The sequence below is a fragment of the Microcoleus sp. F10-B2 genome (assembly GCF_036704965.1).
Classification (GTDB): domain Bacteria; phylum Cyanobacteriota; class Cyanobacteriia; order Cyanobacteriales; family Microcoleaceae; genus Microcoleus.
The window spans coordinates 1-23,971 of the sequence record NZ_JAUBTB010000100.1; the positions used below are offsets into that span (position 1 = coordinate 1).

Consider the following 23,971-nt stretch of genomic DNA (forward strand, 5'->3'; position numbering starts at 1 on the left):
GTACTGATTTGGTTTGCCTTTAGCCTTGAATTCTAAAACGAACATCTTACGTGAGAACTCGCTACGTTAAAAGTCTAGCACAAAGCCGTCCTATAAGGACGGGGCTTTAAACCCAAGTTTTTGGTAAAGGTTCTGACAGCATTATTCAAGCCAGAGTTAACATCAAATTAGAACAAATCCGCCCTTCAGATGACGTAGCTCCTGGCTATGTATCTGTAATTGAGTTCGGTACTCCCAAAGCACGGATCGTCAAAAAATGCAGACCGTAGAAGCCCTTCACCACGAAGCAATGGAACTGGTCGATCGAGCCGTTCTCGCCCGTCAGTGCGGTGATATCGACCAAGTGACTGCACTCACCAGAGCCGCCTTTGCAAAAGAACGGGCGGCAGCGGATTTAGTAGCAAACGAATGGGATTTTGAGCCTACTCGTTCTGTACTGCATCGGAGCGCCGCCGTACTTGCCATTGAGTGTACCCAACTCCGGGAAGCAGAACGGCTGATTGGACGCGCCCTCGCAGGCAACCCTCCCAGGGACATTGCTGATGAACTGCGTGACCTGCTTATAGAAGAAATTTACTCGCAGCGCCAAGCGATTGGAGCTTAATTTATTTAGGCGTTAGCTGAGAGGAAAGGAATGCTTTCGGCTAAGTTATCCTTAACTTCAATTCCCTGTTTCCTCGCCCAAAACTGGCTCAAAAAGTGAATTTGTCGCAAGCCGACAACTAAATTTAAACCAGGTACAAAAATCCACCAAACTGTTAGCGGTTCTTTGATTCCTTCTTGCCGGTACAATTCGTTAACGGTCTTGTAAAGTTTGAACTGCACGATGTAAATCCAAGCAATACCTAGCAAGGAAAACCAACCAAACCATCCGGGAACGTCAGGGTCGAATATCCGCAAAGATTGAGGTACGGCTACTCCTAAAACAAAGGGAAGCAAGCAAAGGGTTCCCGACCAACCGCTGCCGTTATAGCGACGCAATTCTTCTTGAATAATCCATTTGTACCATCCGTAATATAGCAGCAAGCTGACTCCAGACAGCAAAATTACTCGCCACAAAGAGCGCGGTTTACCTAAAGGTTTGTCGGACATATTTAGATGTAAGATATGAATGGCTATCTTGATTGTATTAACATTTGTTAATTATTGCAAAATCATTTCTCGAATCGATCGCGCTGTTGCAGGGGCCAGCAGAACACCGTTGCGATAGTGGCCGCTGGCGATGAGAATGCGATCGTTACCGGGAAGCGTCTCGATAATTGGGGCCGGCCGCCCTTCCGGCCGCGGGCGCAATCCTGACCATTTCCTGATGATTTCAGCTTCTGCTAAGGCGGGACAAAGTGCGATCGCCCTTGCCATCACTTGCTTCAACATATCAGCATTCGGCTGAATTTCCCCGCCATTTTCGGAAAACTCCACTGTCGCCCCCACCCAAAATTCCCGATTTTCCAAATGCACAATGTGAACGTCATCGCAAGTAATTACCGGCCTAAAATCTGGGTTTCCTAAAGGATTCGGCGATCGCAAATGCAGCGCTTGTCCCAACACCGGGCGAATGTCAACCAACTGATTTAACGATGCAGTCACAGCAGCAGAACCCAAACCAGCAGACACAATTAGTCGATCGAACTCCAAACTAGCAGCAATCTCCGCTGCTTCAACGGGCACCCCAAACTCAAAAATTACCCCATTTCGTTCAGCAGCATCAACCAAAGCCAAAGTTAGCGCCGTCGGATCGACTTGGCGGTCTTGAGGCGAATAAATGCCAGCAATAATCTGATTATTTAAAGAGAGATGAGGGCAGCGATCGCGCACTCGTTCCACATCCCAAAGTTCCAATTGCCAACCTTGAGACGCGCGAGTTGCTATCAACTTTTCCCACTTAATTAAATCCTCTCCCTCAGAACAAAGCATTAAAATTCCTTGTTTGTTAAAAGGAATTTTTCGGCCCGTAACTGCTTCCAATTCGGGAATCAAAGTTTCGTAGCGCTGAAGGCTGGTTTCCCTCAACTGCCAATTTCTACCCTTAGTTTTGTGGCTAATAACTCCCATCAAAACACCGAGTGCAGCGCCAGTAGAACCTTGTGCGGGCGGCTGTTTGTCGAACACAGTAACTTTCAGTTCGGGAAATTGACTTAGTTCAAAGGCGATCGACGCCCCAATAATACCGCAACCAATAATTGCAACGCGAACCATTCAATTTTAGATTTTAGATTTTAGATTTTAGATTTTATAGAAGTTTCTCGTAGTTTTTCGTAGGGTGCATACGAAGCAGATTATCTTCGGGCATTGGTGTCAACTTAAGGTATAACCCATAGTCCGACCGGGGTTGAAACAAGAGCCTCAAAGCGAAAGTCCTAGCTATGAGGACTAATGAGTTCTTCAGTCCTCTTTGAGAGGACTTTAGCTATGAGACAGGGAATTCATTCCCTGGCGGACTGCCGGGTGAGCGGGAGGACTGGCGGACCGAAGTTGACACTAATAATCTTCTCGGTGTTCCGTACGCACTCTACGCCAAGCCCTAAAGCTATTAAGCTTTAGGAATTAGCTGCAAGAAGCTATCGAAATCATTGACAGCTTTTTGATAGCTGGCCGTGACTTTTGCATAGTCAAGGTCTTTAGCAGCAAGATCGATGTTAACCAAATCGGCAAACAAACTCTTGGTCAAATCAACAGCTTGTTGTTGAGACTTAGGCAATAAACTCGCAGAGACCGTTTTCATGGTGCTGCGCAAGTCGCCTAGAGGCCCGTGAATGTAAGTTCTGGTATCAACCCAATTTCGCTTTTGAATTAGGGTACCCAATTTGTCCATGCGCGATCGGAACTCTGTCAGGGTAGGAACATAGCGCTCTATTTGCTGGATTTGCGCTGCTGTGTAAGTCGTTGGAACTTTTGTTTCGACACTGCTGCAACTGACCAGAAATGCCATCAAAAACGCCATCATCAAGGCAAAAATTGAACGGGGACGAGTCATATCGATTTTAGATTTTAGATTTTAGATTTCTCGTTCTCAGGCTTTGCCTGGGAATCCAGATCGGCGAGGCTTTGCTTCGCTGACCCAGCACCGAGAGTTATGTACAAAATATTATTTTACCTCCTGGCGGCGCAGAAAAGTTATCAGAGCATCGCCAACTTTTTCTGACCAATGTTCTTGAGGATAATGCCCCGCTTGTTCCAGTGTGACTAACTCTGCATTTTGCAGGGAACCCACTAGCTTTTGAACTGGTTCAACACTCAGCCAAGGATCTGTCAAACCCCAGACAAATAAAGTTGGTCGAGTCCATCCTTTCAAGCCGGATTCAATTTCTGCCATTGACTTCGGCAATTGAATATTGCGGACTGTATTCATCAGCGATCGACCCGCATCCGAACTCTTCAAAAACGGGCGGCGGTAAACATCTAAATCTTTGTCTGATATTGTCTGGCGGCTGCCGCCTTCGAGAGTTCTGTCAACCAAAAGCGGGTCTTGCGTCATCATGTCGCCAATAAAAGGCAGTCCCAACTGCTGCATTTTCCAAGGCAACTTGATATCTGGTGAAACTGGTGTATTTATGATGGCTAGACGCTCAATTTTATCGGGATTGCGTAAAGCGTATTGAATGCCGGCTGAAGCTAAAAATCCTTGGACAACGAGGTAAAATCGGTCTAATTCTATAGTTTGAATAAAGCCAGCGAGGGCGTCAACAAAAGCATCGGGAGTGTAGGCAAAGTCGCGCTTGTCTGGTTTTGTCGATCGCCCGTAACCCACCCAATCAGGGGCGATCGATCTAAATCCCTGTGCAGCCAAATCCGGCATCATTACAGTCCAGGTAAAACTCTGGGACGGCAAACCGTGCAGCAGCAGTACGGGCGGTTTCTCAGTTGCGTTAACCGGATTTGTTTCCCGATAAAACCATTGCAGCGGGCCTACTTCAACTATCTTCTCATCAATTAACATTATTTTACTTGTTATTTATTAAACAATAAGGCGGGGAATACCCGCCCTACTTACCTAATAGTTGCGTGTGTACAGAGTACCTTACCCAACTAATTACAGCCGCACTTAGAAATTCATTTCAGCAGCTTGAACTTTTTCGACCTGTTTCTTCTTGAGAACCAGCATGATTTGAGCCAGCATGGTTATAGCCACGAAAGCCATCAATCCTTTAACTCGACCTGCACTTTGCAGCACAATCTCTACGTCTTTTTGACCGAAGCCGCCCACATTAGGATTGTTCGTCAAAAGTTCGCCTGCTGCCACTGTTTGTCCTTCGGTAACAATCAGTTCTGGGCCAGCGGGAATCGTATCCACAACGGCTGCACCTTCGGCAGGTTGAATTGTCACTTCATAACCGCCATCTTCAGGTTGAGCAATCTTAGAAATGCTGCCAGCTACCGAAGCATTGTAAACAGTATTATTGCTCTTTTCGCCAGTAGGATAAACCTGACCGCGACCGCGGTTGCCACCAACATAAATTTGGTATTTGCCGTAGTGAACGGACTTGTCAGTTTCTGGATTCGGCGACAAAACTGGGAATACCAATTCTTTATACTGTTCTCCCGGTACTGGGCCCACTAAAACAATATTTTCTTGGGTTTCGCTGTAAGGTTGGAAGTAAAGGTCGCCGACTTTTTCCTTCATTTCTTCGGGAATTCTGTCAGCGGGAGCAATTTTGAAACCCTCGGGCAACATCACTACAGCGCCGACATTCAAGCCGCCTTTGCTGCCGTCGCCGACAACTTGTTGAACGTTAGTATCGTAGGGAACTTTGACAATAGCTTCAAACACCGTATCTGGCAAAACAGATTGCGGTACTTCAACTTCAGTCGGTTTTGCACCGAGGTGACAGTTAGCGCAAACAATGCGGCCTGTTGCTTCGCGGGGAGTAGCGGGTGCTGTTTGCTGAGCCCAGAAAGGGTAAGCAAGTGCTGCTTGGGGAAGTGCGATGTCGCTGGTGAGGAAAAATGCTGCGGCTGCGATCGCAATTAAGGCTGTTTTCGCGATCGTCCTGGCACTGCGGCGAAATATCGCAGATAAATTAGTTTGTGGCATTAGAGTATTCAATCTCAAAGGTCAGACAATTTTGGATTTTGGATTTTGGATTTTGGATTTTGGATTTTGGATTTTGGATTATTAGACTGCTTTAGGGATGCAACTATCTTTGGTTTTCACCATTCACCCCCTATCTAAAATCTCAAATCTAAAATCCAAAATAGTTTAAGACCACCAAGGTGCTTCGCCGGTGCGGAAATCAGTTTCTTTCCAAGGGGTAAAAGCGATCTTGTCATCTGCGACAGTGGCGTGGGCCAGGGCCAGAGACAAAGGCGCGGGGCCGCGCACCACTTTGCCCTCATTGTTGTATTGAGAACCGTGGCAAGGACAGATAAACTTGTTTTCGCTAACATTCCAAGGCACGACGCAACCCAAGTGAGTGCAGACTGCATTGATGCCGTAGTCGGCGAGAGATTGGTCTTTTTCCACCACAAGATAAGTGGGGTCGCCTTTGAGACCTTGGGCTAAGGTGCGATCGCCCGCAGGGTGCGATGCCAAATATTTGCTAACGATGATGTCGTTGCCCAAGGCATCTTTAGCCGTCACTCCGCCGCCAACTGCCCCACTCGACGGAGGAACAAAATACTGGACAACGGGATAGAGTGCGCCCAGTGCCACACCTGTGACTGTACCGAACGTCAGCAAATTCATAAATTGGCGACGCCCCATATCGGGAACATCGGGATTTCCAGCAGAAGATTGAGCCATGACCTGCCTTTACGGTTTTAAGTTACGTTTGTTTGTTAGCTGGAGCGCGAACCTGTACGTGCAGAGGAAGGAGGATAATTGCCGTTAATCTGCTCGCACAAATTTTAGGCCGCGAAAATTCCTTTTAAGAATGCGCCTTCCAGCCTTTATTAGAGTATTATTACATTTTTTGAACTTTGTCTTTTATTGTTTAATGGATTAACTCAGGAGCAACCATGACGGGCAAGGATTTACACCAGCTACTGCTAGAAAAATGGGGAAAATCTTACGATATCAGATTGCGGCGGACACGGGGCAAGATTTTTGTCCAAGTTATGTGGAAGTATCTCGAACAGGCGTCTTTTCCGATGACGGAGGCTGATTATTTCGAGCATTTGGAGGCGGTGGCCAATTACCTCAACGCCTGGGGGAGTACCGAACAGGTGAAAGAGTATATCGCCACTACCCGCGAGCGCCCCCGCTTGGGCAAAGCTGTCAGCGTTCCGTTAGATTTGGGTGAAAGAGCCTCGGAGTGGTTGCTAGACGAGTTTTGATCCGTCAGTCGATTTTAGATTTTAGATTTTAGATTTTAGATTGACTCCACAGCCGGAAACAAGGGGCGTTCCCTAAAGTTTTGTGTCCGGCAGCGGCTGGATTTTGCGATCCCAAAGTCCCGAAAATCGATCGGTGAGCTTGTGGGCCGACTTGCAGGCGGTAACGAATCAACCTGTCGCGCATCTAATTTACACAGTTGTTGTGATTGAAACCGTGAGGGTGGCGGTCTTTCCTGTGCGCCCCCTGCTGTTGGATTTAAATGCCGCAACAGTTTGTGAGGCTTTTTTAATTTTGGGCGATCGCACTTCTAGCTTACCAAAATCATCGCCACCAATTTCTGTCAACAATTTCACATACAATGAGTGTCAGATATCTTGTGAAATTTAGGAGAATGTTGTAATGGGTGTTGCAGTTGGAATGGTTGAAGTCTTAGGATTTCCCGCTGCCGTAGAAGTTGCAGACTCAATGGTGAAAGCAGCCCGAGTTACTTTAGTTCGCTATGAAAAGATAACCCGCGCCTACTGGACAATTATAGTTCGAGGAGATATCTCTGAAGTCCAAGCAGCCGTTGCTGCTGGAATTGAATCAGTTAAAAAGGTCGATGGCGGAAAGTTGCTATCGTATCACATAATTGCTCGTCCCCACGAGAATCTCGATTACATTTTGCCGATCGGCTACACTCCCGAAGTAGAACAGTTCCGAATGTAGTCAAAGTTTTGACAAAACTTTGGTGTTGAATTTTAACTTTTAGTAATTATAGAGGCGCGGGCGATCGCGTCTCTATATTTTTTATCAACCTTAAAATTGAGCGCTCGCCCAATACTCAGCAACAAATTACCATCAGGCGGAAAATATTTATAAGCTGTCGCGCATTTAAATTGTATATTCTCCGCGGGCGGGACGCCCACCCCACAAGACGGGGAATTGTTTTTTAACAGACAATTTAAATGTAGAACAGCTTAGGAATCATTAAAAATTAGCAATTAACGATTAGCAATTTGGCTTACTACCAGTCTGCAAACTTATCTGTTGCCTCCATTAAACAGGTGCGAATTCCCGGTTCGCTCATCGAATGTCCGGCATCGGCAACTACAATGAACTCAGCTTCAGGCCAAGCACGATGCAGTTCCCACGCCGACATCATCGGACAAACAACATCATATCTTCCCTGAACGATAACCGCCGGAATCTTGCGAATGCGATCGATATTTAAAAGCAATTTATCTTCCGGCTCAATAAATCCCTTATTCATAAAGTAATGGCACTCAATTCTGGCAAACGCCTCGGCGAATGAATCAATTCCAAAACTTTGCTTTAGCTCTAAATCTGGAAATAATTTACTCGTACTCCCTTCCCAAATTGACCAAGCACGAGCCGCTTCTAATCTAATTTGAGCATCTGGACTCGTCAAGCGTTGGTAATAAGCTGTTAGCATATCATCCCTTTCATTTATGGGGATAGGTTTAACATATTCCTCCCAAGCATCCGGGAAAATATAACTTGCTCCTTCTTGATAAAACCAGCGAATTTCTTTTCGTCTCAACATAAAAATGCCGCGCAAGATTAAACCCTTGCAACGGTCGGGATGGGTTTGACTGTAAGCTAAGGATAGAGTGCTTCCCCAACTGCCACCAAAAACAACCCATTGCTGAATATTTAAATATTCTCGAAGTGTCTCAATATCGTTGACTAAATCCCAAGTTGTATTTTCTTGCAATTCTGCATGAGGTTTACTTTGACCGCATCCGCGTTGGTCAAACATCACCAAACGCCATTTTTCCGGATCAAAATATTGTCTGTAAAAAGGCGGACATCCACCTCCTGGCCCCCCGTGTAGCAATACAATAGGTTTTCCCTCTGGGTTGCCAGACTCTTCAAAATGAATGGTATGGAGGTCAGAAACTTTGAGTTCTCCTTCGTTATAAGGTTGTCTAGGCGGGTAAAGTTCTCGCATTTTTTCAAGGACTTATAACGCGATCGTGTTTATTTTACATGATTTATCATGTCCGGTCAATTACTTTGAGATGTCCGCAGCGAGTGAAACGAATCAATCGCGAGGCTTTGGGATTGCTTCGTTCCTCTCTTGGGACACGTAATATATATGTCCACCTACTTATTCCTAATTTTCACCGCCCTAAAAGCTTCACCAAACCAACCCCGCCAAAATACAAGCTCAGCACCGCACCTCCTAAAAGACTTTGCGTTAAAGGGTCAGTAGAAGGCGTTAACACCGCTCCCAAAACTGCCGCTCCCAAGACTACATACCGCCAGCCGGAGAGCATTTGGTTGGAAGAAAATATGCCCAAAACGCCGAGCAATACTTGGAGAATCGGGATTTGAAAAGCTAAGCCGGTGCTGAACATTAACAGCAGCACAAATTTAAAGTATTTGTCGATCGACCACAACTGCTCTACAACATCCGCTCCATAGCTAACAAAGAAGTTGAGCGCCGCCGGAATTAGAGCGATGTAAGCAAATACTAACCCGCCCACAAATAGGAAACTCGAACCGAAAAATACAGGCCCGAGCAACCTGCGTTCTTTGCGAGTCAAACCGGGGAGAACAAACAGCGCTATCTGGTAAAAAATAAACGGACTGGCGAGGAGCAAACCGCTGTATCCTGCTACTTCGATAGAAACAAAGAAATACTCGCCGGGAGCTAGTTGCAGAAACTTGACTGGGCCGGCCGGTACTTCTAGCAGTTGCACGATGGGTTTAACTGTGAAAAAGCAACCGATTACAGCGATTACTACTGCAATTAGCGAGTAGAAAATTCGCTGACGCAATTCTTCTAAATGCTCGAATAAAGACATTTCAACTTCGTCAGGAAGTTCGTCAAGAAATTCGTTTTCTAAGTTGCGAGAACCCATCGCACCGCCTGCGATTGGTGCAATGCTGTTTTCCGGGCTAATTGCTTCGATATTGTTGTCGGAACCTTGTTCGGGTGTCTCCAAGTTTGAGGGAGCAGTCATAGGGAATGGGTAATTGGTAAGGGGTAATTGGTAAGAGGAAATTGGTAAGAGGAAATTGGTAATTGAGAATAGTTATTTCATCATTGCTCCGACTTCATTCTTCATTCTTCATTCTGACTTCAGCAGCAGAAGGAAAGCTCCATAATTAATCCGTGTAGCCGTGTCAAAATCCTTGTAGTGCCTTCATTATTCAATCCCGATCGCAATTTTGCCGACCGCGCGGCCCGTTTCGCTGTAAGCGTGGGCTGCTGCTACTTCTTGTAAGCTGTAAGTGCGATCGACAATCGGCTCAACTTTATCAGATTCTATTAATTCCCGCAAACTTCCTAAATCGCTGGTGTTGGCATTGGCAACAATTAATTTAGCTTTTTTACCCGATATAAACCAGCTCGTTAACATCGGTGCGAGGTTCTCGAAACTTGGCAAAGTCGAGATATAAATTCCCTCTGGTTGCAGGACTTTTTCGCATTCAGCAAATGTTCTTGTCCCGACAGCATCTAAAATTATATCATATTTATCGGTTTGTTGAGTAAAGTCAATTTCGGCATAATCCAGGACAAAATCCGCTCCCAAACTCTTGATAAATTCTCGGTTTTTAGCGCTGCAAACTCCCGTTACTTCCGCGTTCATTGCTTTGGCAACTTGCACGGCAAAAGTGCCGACTCCGCCGGAAGCGCCGTTAATCAATACTTTGTTTCCTGCTTGAAGTTGACCCAAATCTCTGAGCGCTTGCAAAGCAGTTAAACCTGCAATCGGTACTGCTGCTGCTTCTGCATGAGTGATGTTTTTAGGTTTTATTGCCGCACTCGATTCTGCGACGGCGGCGTATTCGGCACAAGCACCGCCATTCAGGGGATTTAAGAAAGTATAAACTTCATCTCCGGGTTGAAATTGGGTGACTTCTCTGCCGACTTCTAGCACAACTCCCGATATGTCAGAACCGACAATTCGAGGAAAGTTAAATCCTGTCAATAGTTGCAGGTGTCCTTGCCGAATTTTCCAGTCTACGGGATTGACGCTGCTAGCGCGAACTCGCACTAACAATTCGTTGGATTTGGCGATCGGCTTGGACAATTCTCGGTACTGCAATTCCTCGGCGGAACCGTAGCGATCGAACGCAACTGCTTTCATGGCAAACTTTCCGGTCTATTTTTAATAGAACACTCAATCCTTTACAATTACAGCACATTCCATACTAAATGTGACATAGTAAATTGAGCCAGCCTTGTAGCAGCGGGCGATCGACTGTTGGAGTTGCAGGCCTCCTGACAAGGCGCAACCGCGAGGCAATCACTCCACTGGCTGAGTGCGATCGACCGCCTCTACCTCATCCTACCGATTGGCGATGGCAATAAACTTAGTTTATTGGTCATTACCTGTTAAAAAAATCAGATTTAACGATCGCCCGCCACGAATTTTACTCAAGGATCGAGCAAAATATCAGGATATTCTTGATGCCAACAATACCCATGCCTTGCTCGCGATCGAGGTTTTATCCCAGACTGACACAAGAGGGATAATTGGACGGCTAGCGATTAAAGTTAATAGGAACAGGGCGGGCGATCCCATAACCCTGAGCATAATCTACTCCTATCTCCCGCAATTTTTCTAAGATAGTCTCGTCTTCGACAAACTCAGCCACAGTTTCAATATTCATGGAATGGGCAATGCGATTAAAGCCTTCAACTATCGCTTGAGAAATCAAATTATGATTAATATTCTTGACAAAAGCACCATCAATTTTTAGATAATCTACTGGTAAATTGAGCAGATACGCAAATGAGCTCAATCCACTGCCAAAATCATCTAGAGCAAAGCGACAGCCAATTTTTTTAAGTTCGCTTATGAAATATCTGGCTTGCTCAAAGTTAGCGATCGCTGCGGTTTCTGTGATTTCAAAACCAATGGTTTGTGGGGGAATTTGGTAGCGAGGAAACTGTTCTATTAAAAACCTCATAAACTGATTGTTACTAATGCTAGCGCCCGAAAGATTAATCGTATACAGGCCTTGATTAACACGATTTTTTTCCGGCAACTTGTAATAGTTTGAGAAAAAAGTTTCAATTACCCAACAATCTATTTCAGTTATCAAGCCGTAACGCTCTGCTGCAGGAATAAACGCATTTGGAGATACTAACTCTCCATTTTCATCCAGCATTCTGAGCAAAATTTCATAATGTTCTACTAATGGTTGAGACTTAATAGAGACAATCTTTTGGTAGTAGAGACAAAAACGATTTGTTTCTAGCGCTCGGCTGATTTTGGAAACCAACTGCCTCTCACCGCGTTGTTTAATTAGTTCGCCATCATCTAGACGATAAATATGAACACAGTTGCGCCCTCTGGCTTTGGCGGCATAACAAGCTGCATCAGCAGCTCCCAGAAGCTCCATCAAATCTTGGCTGTTTTCGTCAATAGCAACAACTCCAATGCTGACTCCGATGATAAAGGTTTTGCCATTCCAAATAAACCGAAACTGATGCACTAGGTCTTTGAGATTTTCCGCAATCTGAGCTGCTTGAGAGATCGGACATTGAGAGAGCAAAATACCAAATTCATCACCTCCCAAGCGAGCCAGCATATCATTAGCACGGACTCCCTTTTGAATAAGTGCGGTGATTTGGCGCAGTAGCTCATCTCCAGCAATATGACCTACGGTATCGTTAACGACTTTGAACTGATCTAAATCTAAATAACAGAGAGCGTGCTGCTGATTGCTATCTTGAACAGAAGCGATCGCCTCAACTAGGTGCTGCTCAAATCTTCGACGGTTGATTAACCCTGTCAGGGCATCGTGACTGGCTTCCCAAGAGAGTTGACGGGTGAGATAGCGCGATTCAGTAACATCATGAAAGACCATGACTGCCCCGACAATTTTACCTTGGCGGTCTCGAATCGGTGCTGCCGAGTCAGCAATGGGATACTCGGTTCCATCATGGGCAATCAGAATAGTATTGTTAGTTAAGCCCACAATTCGCTCCTCTAATAGAGCCTTGTTTATAGGATTCTCTACTGGCTCTCGCGTTACTTGATCGACAATTAGGAAAACTGTAGAAAAAGGAACTCCTTTAACCTCATGAGTCTTCCAGCCTGTCAGTCGCTCAGCTATAGGATTGAAATATCTGACATTACCTTGGGCATCTGTAGTAATGACCCCATCGCCAATTGATTGCAGTGTTACTTGAGCCAATTCCTTTTCGGCAAAGAGAGACTCTTCGAGACGTTGCCGTTCTTCAATTTCTTTCAACAGACGTAAATTCTGCTTTTGGAGTCTTTGTTGCAGCCTTCCGATAGTTAGGTGGGTTTCGACACGAGCTAATACTTCTTCGACTTGAAATGGCTTAGCAATATAATCTACCCCTCCCGCGGCCAGCCCTTGAACTTTATTAAAAGTTTCATTCAGCGCACTCAAAAAAATTATTGGAATGTCTGCGGTGTGAGGGTCAGATTTTAATTGTTTACAAACTTCATAGCCATCCAAATCGGGCAATTTAATGTCGAGTAAAATTAGCTCCGTCGATGGCGATTGGGCGGCTCGGATAGCCATTGCCCCTGTTATAGCACTGCGAACTTTATAACCCTGGGCTATCAAAGTATCCCGGAGAAGACGCAGATTATCAGGCAAATCGTCAACAATTAAAATATTGCCTCGGTAGTTTGTAGCTGGATCGCTAACCCGATCGCTAGTTCTATCGATAATCATACTGATTTCCATAGTTTCTTGCTAGACGACTATAAACATATGCACAAATAGTATAATTGAATTATTAGGTTATAAAGCTCGCTTTACGCAGAAAGAAGTCCTGCGATCCCCGAGATATTGGGGTGGCAAGGGGACGCAGCCCTGCAAAATCTGAATAGTTCGGTTAGGGGCAATCCCCCCGTGGTTGCCCTTCTTCGCTTCGCCTAACATCAGAAGAAGAGTATTTCAACCCAAGCAGCCGATTTATGAACAAGCGCATTTCTCAAATGGCAAGCCTACTCGTCATTGCGATCGGGTGTCTCGTGCTGCTGGGTTGGCAATTTGACATCTCCCCACTCAAAAGCGGTTTTCCCGGTATGACTTCGACCATGAAAGCAAACACGGCAATTTGCTTTTTGCTGGCTGGAGTTTCTTTGAGATTGTTGCAGTACCAAAGAACCCGACTGCACGATCGCGTCGCTCAATGGATGGCAAGATTTATAATCATCATCGGTATGCTGACGCTGATCCAGTATATTTTTGGTTGGAAGCTGGGTATTGATGAGTGGCTTTTCGGAGATTTCGTGTCTTCAGCGACTCCTTATCCGGGAAGAATGGGAGTCAATACCGCCCTAAATTTTGTGCTGATGGGACTAGCACTGTTACTGTTAGGGCAAAATTCCCAACGACACACTTGGTTGGCTCAGATTTTTAGTAGTGTTGCAGCTTTAATTTCTCTACTAGCTTTATTTGGACACATATTCACTGTCGATATTTTTGAACGGTTGGTCACAATTACGACGACTCAACCCATAAACACGATCGCCACCTTTTTCATCCTCTATGGAGGAATTTTATTGCTCCGCCCCAAGGAAGGATTCATGCAAGTGGTAACCAGTCCCCAGGTCGGCGGAGTAATGGTTCGGTGGTTGCTGCCTTGGGGGACGATCTTTCCAGTCACACTGAACTGGTTCACTCTTCAGGGACAAAATTTAGGCTGGTATAACGCTAATTTTGGCTATACATTGCGTTCAGCTATTATGGTTTTCACGTTCTCCATTCTGATCTTGGGGACGGCTCGATTTTTGAACCAGATAGATTACAAGCGCCAACAAGCCGAAAAAGAAATTAAAAAACTTAACGAAACTTTAGAATTTCTTGTGGCTGAACGAACAGATGCTTTACAAAAATCGCAGGCTCGTTTTGCGGGAATTCTGGAAATCGCCAATGATGCAATCATTTCAGTCGATCGCGCTCAACGCATTACCCTGTTTAATCAAGGGGCAGAAAAGATTTTTGGCTATAACATGGAGGATATTTTAGGCGAGCCACTGAATTTACTGCTGCCAGAACAGTTTAGAGATGCACATTCGCAGCATATCAAACAATTTGCACACTCTTCTAGCAGAGCGCGAAGGATGGGAGAACGAGGCGAGATTTTGGGTCGTCGTCAAGATGGAACGCAGTTTGCGGCTGAAGCCTCTATTTCTAGGCTGGAAATGGGAGACGAAACGGTATTTACTGTTATTCTGCGCGATATTAGCGATCGCAAACAAATTGAGATAGCTTTACGAAACAGTGAAGAGCAGTTTCGCCATGCGTTTGAAGATGCCTCTATCGGGATGGCGATCGTTGCACTTGATGGACACTGGATTAAAGTCAATCCTGCCTTATGTCAGATTATTGGCTACTCATCAGAAGAGTTGTTAGCGTTAACTTTCCAAGAGATTAGCCATCCTGACGATTTAGAAGTGGATATTAGTTATTTAGCTCAGCTATTAGCAGGAACAGTTTCAACTTACCAACTCGAAAAACGGTATTTCCACAAGCAAGGACATATTATTTGGATTCTGCTTAATGTGTCGCTAGTACAAAATGAAGATGGAAACCCCCTGCATTTTATTTCTCAAATCCAAGAAATTACAGCTAGAAAAGAAGCTCAAAAAACGCTAGAGCTTCAAAGCATTATCATGAATAACATGGCAGGAGGAGTGTGTTTAGTCAAATCCTCAGACCTCACGATCGTCTACACAAATCCTACTTTTGACGCTATGTTTGGGTACACAGATGGCGAACTCGCAGGTCAATCAGTTAGTGTTTTGAATTATGTCGATACAAAGGTTACACCAGATGTAACCGTTCTAGATATCGTCACTCAAATTCAACATAACGGGGAAGCGAAATATGAAGTCCAAAATAAAAAGAAAGATGGCACTCTCTTTTGGTGCAGAGTTCATACATCCAGGTTTGAGCATCCTGAATACGGAACTGTATATGTTGCCGTTCAGGAGGACGCAACAGAGCTAAAACTGGCTGAGCAAGCCTTGCACGCTACCACAAATCGCCTCAACTTTCTTCTAAATTACAGCCCCGTTGTCATTTTTAGCAGTAAACCTGCCGGCGATTATGGAGCAACGTTCATCAGCGAAAATATCAAAGATATATTGGGCTACGAAAGCAGGGAGTTTTTAGAAGATGCTAAATTTTGGGTGAATCACTTACACCCCGATGATGTAGAACCAGTGCTGAATGGCTTAGCAAATTTATTCGTTAATGATTTTTACTTCCACGAATACCGTTTTCGTCGCTCCGATGGGGTTTATCGCTGGATGCTGGCTCAGCTTAGGCTAATTCGAGATGGTTCAGGTACACCAGTAGAAATCTTGGGATATTTAATTGACATTAGCGATCGCAAACAAGCTGAGTTGGAATTTCACCAGGCAAATGAAGCAAACCAAGCCAAGACTGTCTTCCTAGCCAATATGAGCCACGAACTCCGCACCCCCCTCAACTCAATTTTGGGATTCACGCAATTGATGAGCTATGAGAGCAATCTGACTCGTTCTCTCCAAGAACGTTTACAGATTGTCAATCGTAGCGGTAGACATTTATTAGACTTGATTAACGATATTTTAGATTTATCCAAAATAGAGAGCGGACGGATGACTCTCAATCTTTCTGACTTTGACTTGACAAATTTGCTGACATCTATTGAAGAAATGCTGCAATTTAGAGTTCAATCTAAAGAATTACACCTAGTTGTCGAGCAAGATCCCGAGCTACCCAGATTCGTGCATACTGATGAGAAAAAACTCTATCAAGTCTTGACCAATCTACTGAGTAATGCGATTAAGTTTACCAAGCAAGGAAGCGTCAGCCTGCGAGTAAGAGTAACACAAAGAGACCAAAATTCCTGTCACCTATGTTTTGAAGTTGAGGATACAGGCGTGGGAATTGCGCCTGCAGAAATTGATAAATTATTTAAGGTATTCGTGCAAGCCCAAGCTGGGAATAATTTGAGTCAAGGCAGCGGGCTTGGTTTAGCCATCAGTCAAAAACTCGTCAAACTCATGGGCGGTCAAATTCGCGTTAAAAGCACTTTAAACCGAGGTAGCACTTTTTCCTTTGAGCTTCGCGTACAGTTACCTCAAGCAGAATCCTTAACCCCAGAATCAATTAATCAAAGAGTAATTGGTTTAGCCCCCGGACAACCAAATTACCGCATTCTTGTTGTTGAAGATTTAGAAGAAAATCGCCGCTTGTTAGTTGAGAGCCTTACCTCGGTTGGTTTTGAGGTAAGAGAGGCACAACATGGAGTGGAGGCACTCTCACTGTGGGAGAGTTGGCTGCCGCACCTGATTCTGATGGATTTGCGAATGCCGATCGTGGATGGCTACACTGCTATTAAATATATTAGAAAATTTCCTAAGAGCCAAGCAACTGTGATTATTGCTTTAACTGCCAGTGTTTTTGAAGAAGAGCGAGAGAAAGTTCTTATGGCGGGCTGTAACGACTTTATAAGCAAGCCATTTCAGCAGAGAGACATCTTTGACAAAATCGCTAAATATTTGGGAGTGCAATATATTTACGAAGTCGTAGAACCAACTAGCAAAAAACTATTGGTTGAAACGCTGTCTGTAGAAGATCTATCCGTGATGTCCCCTCAGTGGTTAGAACAAATGTATCACGCCGCTTACTATCTCGATACCGAAGTCATGAACGAATTAATCCTACAAATTCCCGAATCTAAAGCAAGTTTGTCCAAGGCACTAACTGATTGTATCAATAATTTTAATTCTGACCGGATTATGGAGTTAATTCGACCTCTGCTGCCGAATCCACTTTAGCTATCGAATTTAAGGACAAACAAGCTACAGCATATTCTATTTATATGCGGTACACACAATCTTGTTGTCAGTAAGGTGCATCGCCACCCGTCTGGCGAGCAAGTTCCATTGAACCATAGAACAGCGACGTAGCCTACATAACACGTACCGCACAATATAGCTGCTACTGTACTTCACGAACCTGGAATATGCTGTATGTAGCATTCTTTTTTGGAAGCGGTATTAATTATTTGACGGGTTATTTGTTACTTATTGCACCGATCGCTGGAGTTGTAAACAATGCTACTGAAGCGTCCGTCAACAGTTCCCACTTCCACACAATACCCCGTCTGGTTTTCTACATAATAAGCACTTTTGCCACCGTCAAAGGTTGCGGTTGTGCGGTAGGTGTAGCCCCGTCGTTGCAATTCTCCCTCTGCTTGCCCCGCTTTAGCTCCCACGAGGTCTTTTAATTTGGGAGGCACGGTACTGTAGAGGTTTTCGGGCGTATTACCTTTGTTGATAGCAGACGCGGAAGAGGGAGCGCGTTCGTTCTGATAGACGTAAACCGATTCGTCGCTAAAACGAAAGATGGTCGCCGGGCCGTCATTTTCTCTCAGAACTGACATCTGGTTTTTATACAGATATTCGTTTTCACCATTGGGTTTGAGTTCATAGGTAATGCCATCTTCCCGTTGAATGCGGATAAAGCCTTGACGCTGAGAGAAGGTGCAATTGACGACTTTCGATGCGCGGTCTTCCCCCCTGGGATAAATGTCACAGCGAGAATTAACGGTTTGAGCTTGGGTTGCTGAGGCGATCGCCAGGGTTGAAAAGGTGACGACTGCAGAGAATAGGGCGTTTTTAAACTTCATTTTTGACCAAATTCCGAGTTTTGGAGAGTTAATCAAGTGATAGTGCTTGAATTTCACTAGCCTGGTACTGTAGCAACAGTATTCATATTAAAGCTTATCAAACATCAAATAAACTCGACCAATTTTGTTCACCATGAAGCCTCTAGTTCGTTTATTCCTCCTCTCCATGACCGCGATTCCCCTCCTGGGTTGCCATCCAGGGTTATTACTGAGTTCGTCCGCTAATTCGACCCCATTTCAACAGTAACCATTGCCACAACTCGGCTTTTCTGTCAATAATCTGGATTTGTCTGTTAGCCCCAAAAAAGACTCACAGATTGTGTGTGGTGTTCTCGCCTTGTGCATGAGTATGGGGAAGCTGAAATCGCGCGCGATATTCCGATCGGCAAAATCGCTGCTCCTCAAGATGTTGCCAATGCGATCGCGTTTTTAGCATCCGGTTTAGCTGCGCGCGCTACCGGAACTACGATCGATATTAACGGAGCCTCTTACGTGCATTGAGACAATTACTGTAAAATACCTCTCAAGGCTCACGCTGACATCTTTTAAAACCAACTAATTTATCACTTTAGCAAGACGCTAAAAACATCATAAATCCTTTAGAGTTAGATCAAAAGATAGTCTGAGGAAATTTGATTATGACAACCGATAATGGTAGGAACACAAAACGAGTTGCCATACTCATCGAAAATGGAGTTGAAGATTCGGAATTTTTAGTTCCTTACAACGCCTTAAAACAAGCAAATTTTGATGTAGTTGTCCTCGGTTCGCGGACCAACGAAAAATATGCAGGAAAACAAGGAAAAGTTGCCCAGCAAGCTGACGGAACTACCACAGAAGCAGTGCCCGCAGAATTCGATGCAGTAGTCATTCCCGGCGGTATGGCTCCCGATACAATGCGGACTAATCCCAATACAGTAAGGTTTGTACGAGAAGCATTTGAACAAGGAAAAATTGTCGCGGCTGTTTGCCACGGCCCGCAAGTTTTGATTGAAGCCGACTTGCTGAAAGGCAAAAATGCGACTGGTTTCTTGGCAATTAAAACAGACATGATTAATGCCGGAGCTAACTACATTAACGAACCTTTAGTAGTTGACGGCAACTTGATCACTTCCCGCCAACCTGGAGATTTAGCAATATTTACCACCGCAATTCTGGCTCGCCTCGGTTACGGCGGAAAAGAAGTCGGTTTGCCAGAAGAAACTGACACAAATGCAGAATGGTGGAAATTAGCTAATGCTTGGGGCGGCTCGACACAAGGCGATATTGTGAAAGGTTTGAATACCGCCCTCGCAGGGGAACGCTATGCTTGCGAAGCCTTTGAACATTATGCCGAAAAAACGCAAGATAGCGATTTGCGATCGCTCTTGAAAGAAATGATTCAAAACAAACAGCACCACATCATCGCTCTCGAAAGTCGCCTCAACGATTTCGGTGAAAAACCCTCAATTCCTGCCCAAATTGCTGACAAGTACGCTAAGTTAAAAGCTTCTATGCAAGGAACCGATGAAACGTTCTTGCTGCGGAGCACTCTCGGTGACTTGCAAACTGGTGTTGTCGATATCAACAACCTGCGGGTGAAGTTCACAGATCCTGTATCAACTGCGATTTTGACAGAGATAGAATCGGATTTGTCTAAGTGCGAACAAGTCGTTGCTAAACTCTTCCGCGCCCGTGCAGTTTCCCAGGAAATTAAGTCGCCTAAACCTTCGACTAGCCCCGCTGTAAAAATGTAATCAGCAAGGGGATAAATAATTTTGTAGTTGTGTTGACTTGTTAAAACCCCAGGGAGCATCTCACTTTTGCAGTTAAGCTAGAAATTGGAGTTTTAAGGCAGGAGGCAGGAGGAAAGAGGAAGAAGGAAAGAGGAAGAAGGAAGGAGCCATAAGAAGTGTTTTTACAAATATGAGATGCTCCCAAACCCCAAACCCCACCAATATCGCAACTACAAACTTGCTCTGCAATCCTACAATATACGCCGTTGCGGTCAAATAAAACCCAACACTAAAAAGCAGATATTTAACTAACTGCAAGGTGGAGGGTTTTATGCAATGGATTTTATTTTTGTTTTAGCGGGAAACGGCGGGTTTGAAGGAAGCTGGTGGCATCCGGGGGCGGTACAAGCCCCTGGATTCATCGGTGCAGAAATAAAAAATATGGTATCCGATAACCAGCCCCCGGATATATCCGTCAAGTCGCTTTCTTCAATGCTTCAAATCTCAAATCTCCAATCTCCAATCTCAAATCGATTAACCAGCTCTCGGATATATCCGTAATATCATGTCCTCACGATTAACCATAATATCCCGGTCGGGGCGGGTTTTTGAAATGGGAGATTGTTGGCAGATATTGTTGGTGAGGGTATCCCCTACAAAAATCGCGGTCGCTCGACCGGAAATGATATGAGGTCGCTTTCTTCAATCCTAAAATCTAAAATCTAAAATCTAAAATCTAAAATCTAAAATCGATTGGCTTGTTCCCTCTTCCTTTAGACAGGAGACACATGGGCTATAAATGCGCTACTGTGTTGCCAATATTTTGATGAGGAAAAAAAGGCTGTGGTTCCCTTACGCGATGACAATCCCACCAGTATCACTCCCTACGTCACCTACGGGCTGATTGCCGCCAACATATTAGTATTTTTGTACGAACTCAGTTTGCCCGATCGACAATTAACCCAATTCTTCTACTCTTGGGCAGTAGTTCCTTGCCAGTTAAGCAATATGTGTCGGGTTGCGCTGCCAGTTTCGCCATTTCCCGAATGGACGACACTAATTAGCTCCCAATTCCTGCACGCAGGCTTTCTCCACATTGCCGGAAATATGTTATTTTTGTGGATTTTTGGCAACAACGTAGAAGACCGTTTAGGACACGTCAAATATATAATATTTTACCTTACTTGCGGGGTTTTAGCATCACTAACTCAGTGGTTTTTTTCTTCAGGATCGGCCATTCCGTCTCTGGGTGCTAGCGGCGCGATCGCAGGCGTGATGGGAGCTTACATTCTCAGATATCCCCAAGCCAAAGTTCTGACACTGCTGCCCTTGGGAATCTTTATTACCACCGTCAGAGTCCCCGCTTTCTTCTTTCTAGGATTTTGGTTTGCACAGCAAGCATTGAGCGGCCTGGCTTCCTTGAATGCCCCCGCAAGTGTCGGCATGGAATCCGGGGGAGTTGCCTACTGGGCTCACGCCGGCGGCTTTGTTTTCGGCGCTATTCTCGGCCCCTTATTGGGATTGTTTTCTGAGGAAAATCAGATTTAATTTTTCACCGCAGATGAACGCAAATTAACGCAGATAAACTGCCAAGAAAATCGGCGTTTATCTGCGTTAATTTGCGGTTTTACACCTCTATTTTTTTTTCAAAGTTTAGTGCTATACTTGGCTCTTTTTTTGGATTGTTTTCTGAAGATAATCAAATTTAATTTTTCAACGCAGATGAACGCAAATTAACGCAGATAAAGTGCGAACTTTTACATCTCACATTCCGCACCCTCTCCTGTTAAAATCGTTTTTTTAGGATTTTTTAGAACCACCCAAGTTACCTTTTAGACAACGTACAATAAAATTATTTGGGCGATCGCCAGTCAATCGATTTTAGATTTGAGATTTTAGATTTTCGATTGAATTGCGCGAGATAAATGCGGGGGCTTGAGGATTTGAGATTTTCGATTTGGGATTGATTCCACGGATAAATCGCGTGGCGGGTACCACCTTTGAAATTCGCCATTCAAAAATGCTCAAAGACCCGCTATTATACAGGCCCAAGAAATCCTGCGAGGAGCTTTAGTTAAGGGAATAAAAAAATATAGAACCCTATCTTTTAGAGGTTTATTGACAGGTTTCAGGCAGCACATTAAAATAAATTATCAGAATCCATATTGATTATGAGCAAGCTCAAAGATTTTTCCATCGCCACTGCCAGAATGATGCCCGTTATTATCCTGGCAGATGTCAGTGGCAGTATGACAGCCTATGGGAAATTGGCAGCCCTGAACCGAGCGATCGCGGAAATGATCGCAATTTTTGCCTCGGAACAGGATGCACTGGCCGAGATTCATGTCGCTGTCATTACATTCGGTGGAGATGGAGCCAAATTTCACCAAACACTACAACCAGCCTCCCAGATCCAGTGGACAGATATGCAGGCGAAAGGACCAACCCCGATGGGTGCGGCATTTGAACTAGCGACTCGGTTTCTGGAAAACAAAACAGAAATTCCCAGTCGCTCTTACCACCCCAATCTCATCTTAATCTCTGATGGACAGCCCACTGATGAGCGGGGACGCCTGGACGATAACTGGAAAAAACCTCTCCAACAGTTGTTGAATTCAGACCGGGCTTCTAAGGCTTTACGCTTTGCAATGGGTATCGGTCCTGATGCAGATGAAGAAACCCTCAAGGCATTTCTCATTGGGCAACATCCCGAAATTCCGGTATTTAGAGCCGACGAAACTAGAATTCAACAATTTTTCCGCTGGGTCACAGTAACGGTTTCCAGTCGCTCTAGAAGTGTTAATCCCAATAGCGTTTCTCCAATTGACTTCGATAATCTTGATGAACTTTTGGACTTCTGATGTTAACTCCATCTGGGCCTGGTTTAGAATGGTTTGGAGCATCAGTTCGAGGGCGATCGCACATCCAACAGAGTCGCCCAAATGAGGATGCCTGGATGGGAATGTCTGGTGCGTTTGGCACAGCCATTGTCATCAGTGATGGAATGGGGTCAAAACCGAATGCTCGGATAGGAGCACAAATGGCTTGCCGAGCTGTCAGGGATGCCTTGAAGCCTTGGGCGAAGTCTGAGAACGCACCTGCTGCAACCCTGCTCCGTTTAGTTCATCTTTTCTGGGGATTGCGTGTCCTACCCCAGAAGGAAGAGGACAGCGCAGCAACCTGTATTTTTGTCGCAGTATTGCCTTCAGGTGAATTAACAATCGCTCAGCTAGGGGATGGTATTGCTGCAATTCGGAATGCTGATGGCAGCCTGGAAATTCTGCAAGGTGAACGCCAGGGATTTACCAACCAGACTACTGGGCTTGGCATTGCCAAAACCACCAAGGATTGGACAGTGATTGCGAAACCAGCCTTATCACCCAATGCTGCGGTATTACTGGCGACGGATGGTATTGCGGATGATTTAGTGGCCGATCGCATTGGAGATTTCATTCATACCCTAGTTACTGAGTTTGGGTCAATGGCTCCGACGGATCGCCGACACGCTTTACATCGGGAGCTCAGAAATTGGGCTACTCCCAACCACCTGGATGACAAAACCCTAGCAGTGATCTGGCGCAAGCAAGCAGAGGATGAATACAAATGAATCTTGAAGGCAAACGGATTACTGATGAACGCGGGCAAGCCTACGAGCTGGAGCGAAAATTGGGCGAGGGTGGACAGGGAGCAGTATACTCCGCAAAAGGCGGCAGACGAGCGATCAAAATCCTATTTAATAGCTCTAGCAACAGTCGGCGTGAGTTGCTCCGAGGACAGTTGCAGAATATCCGTCGAATGCCTGAGCTACGGGGTCTGGCGATCGCCAGACCCCTGGAAATGCTCCAAGCACCTCACTTGGGATATGTAATGGAACTCATTACGGGAATGGTTCCCATATCACGGCTGAGTAATCCTCCTCGCGAGCTCGGCCATCTGGCAGAGTGGTATTTGAGCGGTGGAGGATTGCGTCGTCGCCTGCTGTTATTAGCACGTTGCGCTGAAGTTCTTGCTCAACTACATGGTAAAGGGTTAGTTTACAGCGATCCATCACCTAACAATATTTTCGTCTCCACTGATTTAGATGCCCGCGAAATTCGTTTGATTGATGCAGATAACCTTCATTACGAAAGCTCCTCCTCTACACGAAGTTTTCATACACCTGGTTATGGTGCGCCAGAATTAGTTTTGGGAAAATCTGGGGTTAATACCTTAACGGATGCTCATGCTTTTGCCGTCATTGCCTTTCAAACACTCTGCTTAATTCATCCTTTAACCCACATTCCGCACCCCCAACTGGCACATACGCGGATTGAGAGGGTAAAAGTGAATCATCCGAGATAATAGTGA

General features: G+C 45.1%; 23 protein-coding genes. 12 read left to right on the forward strand and 11 right to left on the reverse strand.

What is annotated here, in order from left to right; all coding sequences use genetic code 11:
* Positions 1–256 precede the first annotated feature (256 nt).
* Positions 257–604: a hypothetical protein gene (locus tag QUA99_RS27430; protein WP_333243085.1), complete on the forward strand. Its 348-nt coding sequence runs from the start codon at positions 257–259 to the stop codon at positions 602–604.
* Positions 605–609: 5 nt separating this feature from the next.
* Here QUA99_RS27430 and QUA99_RS27435 read toward each other — a convergent pair whose 3' ends face one another.
* The 6 genes from QUA99_RS27435 to petC form a co-directional block, all read right to left on the reverse strand.
* Positions 610–1,092, reverse strand: coding sequence for a hypothetical protein (locus tag QUA99_RS27435; RefSeq protein ID WP_333243082.1), 483 nt, complete (start codon positions 1,090–1,092; stop codon positions 610–612).
* Between the two features lie 51 nt (positions 1,093–1,143).
* Entirely contained in the window at positions 1,144–2,196 is a 1,053-nt protein-coding gene (locus tag QUA99_RS27440) for an FAD-dependent oxidoreductase (protein ID WP_333243079.1), read from the reverse strand.
* 334 nt (positions 2,197–2,530) lie between these two features.
* A complete protein-coding gene (psbQ, locus tag QUA99_RS27445; RefSeq protein WP_333243076.1) occupies positions 2,531–2,974 on the reverse strand; it encodes a photosystem II protein PsbQ in 444 nt (147 codons plus the stop codon).
* A gap of 111 nt (positions 2,975–3,085) precedes the next feature.
* Positions 3,086–3,937 (reverse strand): alpha/beta fold hydrolase, encoded by an 852-nt coding sequence (locus tag QUA99_RS27450; RefSeq protein WP_333243073.1) that lies wholly within the window; start codon positions 3,935–3,937, stop codon positions 3,086–3,088.
* Positions 3,938–4,042: 105 nt separating this feature from the next.
* Positions 4,043–5,032 carry a cytochrome f gene (petA, locus tag QUA99_RS27455; RefSeq protein ID WP_333243070.1) on the reverse strand — a complete coding sequence of 330 codons (990 nt, stop codon included), beginning with the start codon at positions 5,030–5,032 and terminating at the stop codon, positions 4,043–4,045.
* 165 nt (positions 5,033–5,197) lie between these two features.
* Positions 5,198–5,740, reverse strand: coding sequence for a cytochrome b6-f complex iron-sulfur subunit (petC, locus tag QUA99_RS27460; protein ID WP_333243067.1), 543 nt, complete (start codon positions 5,738–5,740; stop codon positions 5,198–5,200).
* Positions 5,741–5,955: 215 nt separating this feature from the next.
* Here petC and QUA99_RS27465 point away from each other — a divergent pair, with 215 nt between their 5' ends.
* The 3 genes from QUA99_RS27465 (at position 5,956) to QUA99_RS27475 (ending at position 6,982) form a co-directional block, all read left to right on the forward strand.
* Positions 5,956–6,273 (forward strand): DUF3067 family protein, encoded by a 318-nt coding sequence (locus QUA99_RS27465; RefSeq protein ID WP_333243066.1) that lies wholly within the window; start codon positions 5,956–5,958, stop codon positions 6,271–6,273.
* Positions 6,274–6,355: 82 nt separating this feature from the next.
* Positions 6,356–6,661, forward strand: coding sequence for a hypothetical protein (locus QUA99_RS27470; protein ID WP_333243063.1), 306 nt, complete (start codon positions 6,356–6,358; stop codon positions 6,659–6,661).
* Positions 6,662–6,673: 12 nt separating this feature from the next.
* Complete coding sequence (locus QUA99_RS27475) at positions 6,674–6,982, forward strand: carbon dioxide-concentrating mechanism protein CcmK (RefSeq protein ID WP_106149684.1); 309 nt, start codon at positions 6,674–6,676, stop codon at positions 6,980–6,982.
* A 298-nt stretch (positions 6,983–7,280) separates the two neighbouring features.
* Here QUA99_RS27475 and pip read toward each other — a convergent pair whose 3' ends face one another.
* The 3 genes from pip to QUA99_RS27490 form a co-directional block, all read right to left on the reverse strand.
* Positions 7,281–8,228, reverse strand: a complete 948-nt coding sequence (pip, locus tag QUA99_RS27480; RefSeq protein ID WP_333243060.1) for a prolyl aminopeptidase — start codon at positions 8,226–8,228, stop codon at positions 7,281–7,283.
* A gap of 172 nt (positions 8,229–8,400) precedes the next feature.
* Positions 8,401–9,246 (reverse strand): twin-arginine translocase subunit TatC, encoded by an 846-nt coding sequence (tatC, locus tag QUA99_RS27485; RefSeq protein WP_333243057.1) that lies wholly within the window; start codon positions 9,244–9,246, stop codon positions 8,401–8,403.
* 186 nt (positions 9,247–9,432) lie between these two features.
* On the reverse strand, positions 9,433–10,377 hold the full coding sequence (locus tag QUA99_RS27490) for an NAD(P)-dependent alcohol dehydrogenase (RefSeq protein ID WP_333243054.1): 945 nt from the start codon (positions 10,375–10,377) through the stop codon (positions 9,433–9,435).
* A gap of 83 nt (positions 10,378–10,460) precedes the next feature.
* Here QUA99_RS27490 and QUA99_RS27495 point away from each other — a divergent pair, with 83 nt between their 5' ends.
* Entirely contained in the window at positions 10,461–10,601 is a 141-nt protein-coding gene (locus QUA99_RS27495; protein WP_333343608.1) for a hypothetical protein, read from the forward strand.
* 173 nt (positions 10,602–10,774) lie between these two features.
* On the opposite strand, the gene QUA99_RS27500 is transcribed toward QUA99_RS27495, so the two are convergent.
* Complete coding sequence (locus tag QUA99_RS27500) at positions 10,775–12,949, reverse strand: EAL domain-containing protein (protein WP_333243051.1); 2,175 nt, start codon at positions 12,947–12,949, stop codon at positions 10,775–10,777.
* Between the two features lie 245 nt (positions 12,950–13,194).
* On the opposite strand from QUA99_RS27500, the gene QUA99_RS27505 reads away from it, so the two are divergent.
* A complete protein-coding gene (locus QUA99_RS27505) occupies positions 13,195–17,055 on the forward strand; it encodes a PAS domain S-box protein (protein ID WP_333243048.1) in 3,861 nt (1,286 codons plus the stop codon).
* Positions 17,056–17,300: 245 nt separating this feature from the next.
* Here QUA99_RS27505 and QUA99_RS27510 read toward each other — a convergent pair whose 3' ends face one another.
* Positions 17,301–17,909 carry a hypothetical protein gene (locus QUA99_RS27510; protein ID WP_333243045.1) on the reverse strand — a complete coding sequence of 203 codons (609 nt, stop codon included), beginning with the start codon at positions 17,907–17,909 and terminating at the stop codon, positions 17,301–17,303.
* 321 nt (positions 17,910–18,230) lie between these two features.
* Between QUA99_RS27510 and QUA99_RS27515 the strand changes: the two genes are divergently transcribed.
* From QUA99_RS27515 to QUA99_RS27540, 6 genes are all read left to right on the forward strand, one after another.
* Positions 18,231–18,410: an SDR family oxidoreductase gene (locus QUA99_RS27515; RefSeq protein WP_333243043.1), complete on the forward strand. Its 180-nt coding sequence runs from the start codon at positions 18,231–18,233 to the stop codon at positions 18,408–18,410.
* A 137-nt stretch (positions 18,411–18,547) separates the two neighbouring features.
* Entirely contained in the window at positions 18,548–19,645 is a 1,098-nt protein-coding gene (locus tag QUA99_RS27520; RefSeq protein WP_333243040.1) for a DJ-1/PfpI/YhbO family deglycase/protease, read from the forward strand.
* Between the two features lie 822 nt (positions 19,646–20,467).
* Positions 20,468–21,172 (forward strand): rhomboid family intramembrane serine protease, encoded by a 705-nt coding sequence (locus QUA99_RS27525; protein ID WP_333243037.1) that lies wholly within the window; start codon positions 20,468–20,470, stop codon positions 21,170–21,172.
* Positions 21,173–21,795: 623 nt separating this feature from the next.
* Entirely contained in the window at positions 21,796–22,485 is a 690-nt protein-coding gene (locus tag QUA99_RS27530) for a VWA domain-containing protein (protein WP_333243034.1), read from the forward strand.
* Entirely contained in the window at positions 22,485–23,231 is a 747-nt protein-coding gene (locus QUA99_RS27535) for a PP2C family serine/threonine-protein phosphatase (RefSeq protein ID WP_333243031.1), read from the forward strand. Before QUA99_RS27530 ends, QUA99_RS27535 begins: the two co-directional genes overlap by 1 nt.
* On the forward strand, positions 23,228–23,965 hold the full coding sequence (locus tag QUA99_RS27540) for a protein kinase domain-containing protein (RefSeq protein ID WP_333243028.1): 738 nt from the start codon (positions 23,228–23,230) through the stop codon (positions 23,963–23,965). The genes QUA99_RS27535 and QUA99_RS27540 overlap by 4 nt, the downstream gene beginning before the upstream one ends.
* The last annotated feature ends 6 nt before the right edge of the window (positions 23,966–23,971 follow it).